Consider the following 3981-nt stretch of genomic DNA (forward strand, 5'->3'; position numbering starts at 1 on the left):
CGCGCCTGCAGCGCCTGCGCGGCCTTCTCGCGCAGCGCGCGCTGCGCCGGCGAGTCGGCGGTGCCGGTCTGCTGGCCGAGCGCGGTGGCGTTGACCAGGTGCTGGCGCGCCTGCGCGTCGCGGCCTTCGCGCAGGTCGCGCGCGAGCGCGTCGCCGAAGGCCTGGGTGAGTTCGTTCACCACCACCGCCACTTCCGGGTTGGTGCTGTCCAGGTGCCAGGCGGTGAGCAGGCTGTTGTAGGCGTTGGCGTCGGCCGGCGCGGCCAGCCGGCCTTCGCCGATGTAGCCGCGCGCGGCCTGCAGCGAATCCTGCAGCGGCGCCTGCGGCAGCGGCGCCATCATCGCCTGGGTCGGGTCCGGCGCGGCCGGCGCCGCGGCGGCGCTGGCGGCGGGCTTGGATTCGACCCGGAAGAACCCGTCCTTCTCGACCCGGTTGAGGCCGAAGCCGACCGCGACCACGCCGACCGCGGCCACCGCCAGCCCGGCCCAGGCCGGGGTGGCCCAGCGCTTGAGCGGGCGCAGCGCGCTCAGGGCGCGGCCGAAGCCGCTCATCTGCGCGCGGTGCTTGATCTCGTCGACGGCCTGGGCCATCTCGGCGGCGTTTTCGAAGCGCTGCTCGGGCTGCTTGGCCAGGGCGCGGTTCATGAAGCGCTGCCAGTGCTTGAGCGGCGGCGGCAGCTTCGGGATCGGGTTCTGCGCGTGCATCACCGCCATCGACAGCGCGTCGGGCGCCTCGAACGGCAGCCGGCCGGTCAGCATTTCCCAGATCAGCACGCCCAGGCTGTACAGGTCGGCGCGGCCGTCGACCTCCTCGCCGCGCGCCTGTTCCGGCGCCATGTAGGCGGTGCTGCCCACGGCCAGGCCGGTCGCGGTCATGCGCGCGCCGAAGCCGCGGCGCAGGGCGATGCCGAAGTCGGCCAGCAGCGGCCGTTCGGAATTGTCGAACAGCACGTTCTCGGCCTTGACGTCGCGGTGCACGACGCCGCGGGCGTGGGCGTATTCCAGCGCCGCCAGCAACGGCTCGACGATGGCGATCACCTCGGCCTCGCCGCGGGCGAAGCCCTGCTCGATGCGCTTGCCCAGGTGGCCGCGCGGCAGGTAGGGCATGGCGTAGTACGGCAGGCCGTCGCGGGTGCGGCCGACCTCGTGGATGCCGACCACGTGCGGGTGTTCGAGCCGCGCGATGGTGCGCACTTCGTTCTCGAAGCGGCGCCGGCTGACCTCGTCGGCCAGGGCGTGCGGCAACATGATCTTGATGGCGACTTCGCGCCCCAACGCCGTTTGCTCGCCCAGGTAAACCGTGGACGAGCCGCCGTGGTTGATGATCTCGCGCAAGCGATAACCGGTGATTTCCGGCATCGGCGCGCGTTGAGCATCGGTCTGGATTGTGCTGTTGGACATTCGCGGCCCCGTGTCGCGACTGCGCAGCATAACGCCGCTGCAGTGCCCGCGTGACGACTAGTGTGGCTTTTAAGTGCCCGCGTTTACAAGCCTGAGCGGGGCCCAGGCGCGCATTCTGACAGTCGCTTCCATACCGCAGCGGCGCGGACGGAATGGCGACGCGGGTCGCAAAGCCGCGCCGGCGCGGCCTTCGCCGCTCAGCGGTCGCGCTTGCGCCGCACGTAAAGCTGCTTGCGCACCTTGGCCACGACCTCGCCCTGGGCGTCGAGGATCTCGTTGTCGAACCAGCGCAGGACCTTGTCGCCGCCGGCGGTGGCCGCGCGCAGTTCCGCGAGGACGTCGTCGCCCAGGTCGAAGCGGGCGCGCACCGTGCCGCGGCCGGGCTTGACGAATTCGATCGCGCCGGCGCGGTCCCAGACGATGTAGTCGCGGCCCAGCGCCTGCATCGCCAGCAGCATCCAGAACGGGTCGGTCATCGCGAACAGGCTGCCGCCGAAGTGGGTGCCGACGTAGTTGCGGTTCCACGGCCGCATCCGCAGCTCGACCGCGGCGTGGCGGTAATCGGGCGAGATCGCGGCGACGTGGATGCCGGCGAACAGGAACGGCGGCCACAGGTTCAGGCCGTGGCGGAGGAGGCTGGCTTTCATGGGCGCCTGGGTGGGGACGGGCGCGGGCAGTCTGCCATACGGATGCGTATTGTTGAAGCGAGGGGCTGGCGCCGCGGCCGTTTGTCGTGCGCACTCGCGGCGACCGGCTTGCTTGCCGTCATTCCGGCGGAGGCCGGAATCCATTTTCGCTTCGCCTCTTTTGAGTGGGCGAGAGCAGAGGAGCCAAATCAAAATGGGTTCCGGCTTTCGCCGGAACGACGGGTTGGGCGCCGGAACGGTGAGAGTGAGGGGCCGAGGGTTCGGTGCCGGGACGAGGTCTGCGTGCCCGACGCCGAAGCGCCGGGCTTGAGGTCCTCCGGACCCGTCAGCGCCGAAAACGACGCTTCGGCCAAGCCCGAATCCTCGCGCGCCAACCCCGGCGGCTCAGAACAACAACGCCGACATCTTGCGCCGGTACACCCCTACCAGATCCTCGTCCGCCACCACCCGGAACGCGTCGATCAGCGCCTTGCGCGGCAAGCCGTCCTGGAACGCGCGGTCGCGGCGCAGCAGTTCGATGAGCTGCTCCAGGCCGGCCTGGTCCTGGCCGGCGGCGATCAGGCGCGCGCCGAGCAGGTAGCGCGCCTGGGCGTCGTCCGGCGCGGCGGCCAGGGTCGCTTCCAGGGTCGCGGCCGGCGGCGCGTCGCGCACCACTTTCAGGAAACCGAGCTTGGCGCGGGCGCGCACGCTGCGGTCGTCGGTGGCCAGGTTGGCCGGCAGCGCGTCGAGCAACTGCTCCGATTCGGTTTCCGCGCCGGTGGCCAGCAGGGCCAGGGCGAGGTCGAGCTTGAGTTCGGGCTTGTCGGGCTGCTCGGCGCTTTCGCGGCGCAGGCGCACGACTTCGGCGTGCGGATCGACCGGCGCGGCTACTGCCGGCGCTTCTTCGGCCGCCGGCGCGGCCGGCTCGATGCCGTGCTGCTTGAGGAACTCGCGCACCACGCTTTCCGGCAGCGCCTCGGCGAAGCCGTCGACGAGCTGGCCGTCCTTCATCAGGTACACGGTCGGGATCGAGCGGATCTGGAACGCCGCGCCGAGCTGCTGCTCGGCCTCGACATCGACCTTGGCCAGCACGAACGCGCCGTGGTATTCGCCGGCCAGCTTTTCCAGGATCGGGCCGAGGGTCTTGCACGGCTGGCACCAATCGGCCCAGAAGTCGATCAGGACCGGCACCTTGAGCGATTTTTCCAGCACGTCCTGCTGGAACCGTTCGGTGGTGGCGTCGAATACGTGGGGATTGGCGGCGGTGGCGGTCATCGGCGGGCTCATGGATTCGAAAGCGGACGCGTTTCGAAATGGGGACGGGGGCGGCGCGAGGCAAGCGCGCCGCGAGCCGCGCACGCTAGCATGTCGCGATGAAGGCCTCATCCAAGTCCCGCGCTTCGAGCGCCACGAACGCCGCTGCGGCGGCGGCATCGACGGCGACCGCGCCGCCGCCGGCGGGTTCGCGCGCGTTCGTCGTCGCCGCGGCCGCCGCGCTGTGCTGCGTGGCCGCGTTGCTCGGCTTCGGCGCGGCGCTGGACGGCTATTCGCATTGGCGCCATCCGCCCGGCCTGCTCGGCGCGCAAGGCATTCGGTATGCGCTGGCGTTCAATCTGCTGGGCTATATCGGGCCGGGGCTGGCGCTGGCGTGGGTGGCCTGGGGCCTGGCCGGGGCCGCGCGCGGGCTGCGCGCGCCGGCGCGGATCGGCGCGTGGCTGTGGCTGTGGTCGGCGCTGGCGTGGGCGGCGCAGGGCGTGGTCTCGCTCGATCCGCAGGATCTCGACGCGCACGCCAGCCGCCTGCACGCGCTGGCGTGGATGCTGTGGTGGCTGGCGTTCGCGCCCGGCGCGGTCTTGCTCGCCTACGCCTCGCTGGCGGCGCCGCACTGGCGCCGCTTCGGCGCGATCGCGCTGGCCGCGGCGGCGGCGCTGGTGCTGGCGGTGCTGGCGGCCGAT

At 71.7% G+C, this 3981-nt stretch carries 4 protein-coding genes; 1 reads left to right on the top strand and 3 read right to left on the bottom strand.

From position 1 onward, the window contains the following. The 3 genes from A7A76_RS00525 to A7A76_RS00535 all read right to left on the bottom strand — a co-directional run. A partial coding sequence (locus A7A76_RS00525) for a serine/threonine-protein kinase (protein WP_206409353.1) occupies positions 1-1400 on the bottom strand: 1400 nt, incomplete at its 3' end. A gap of 197 nt (positions 1401-1597) precedes the next feature. Further along, positions 1598-2047, bottom strand: a complete 450-nt coding sequence (locus tag A7A76_RS00530) for a DUF4442 domain-containing protein (RefSeq protein ID WP_206409354.1) — start codon at positions 2045-2047, stop codon at positions 1598-1600. 384 nt (positions 2048-2431) lie between these two features. Continuing rightward, the gene (locus tag A7A76_RS00535; RefSeq protein WP_206409355.1) at positions 2432-3301 is read right to left on the bottom strand and encodes a tetratricopeptide repeat protein; all 870 of its coding nucleotides are present in this window, start codon (positions 3299-3301) and stop codon (positions 2432-2434) included. A gap of 98 nt (positions 3302-3399) precedes the next feature. Here A7A76_RS00535 and A7A76_RS00540 point away from each other — a divergent pair. After that, positions 3400-3981: hypothetical protein (locus tag A7A76_RS00540; RefSeq protein ID WP_206409356.1), on the top strand; the 582-nt coding region annotated here is incomplete at its 3' end.

It is taken from the genome of Lysobacter enzymogenes (genome assembly GCF_017168095.1).
Lineage (GTDB): Bacteria > Pseudomonadota > Gammaproteobacteria > Xanthomonadales > Xanthomonadaceae > Lysobacter > Lysobacter enzymogenes_D.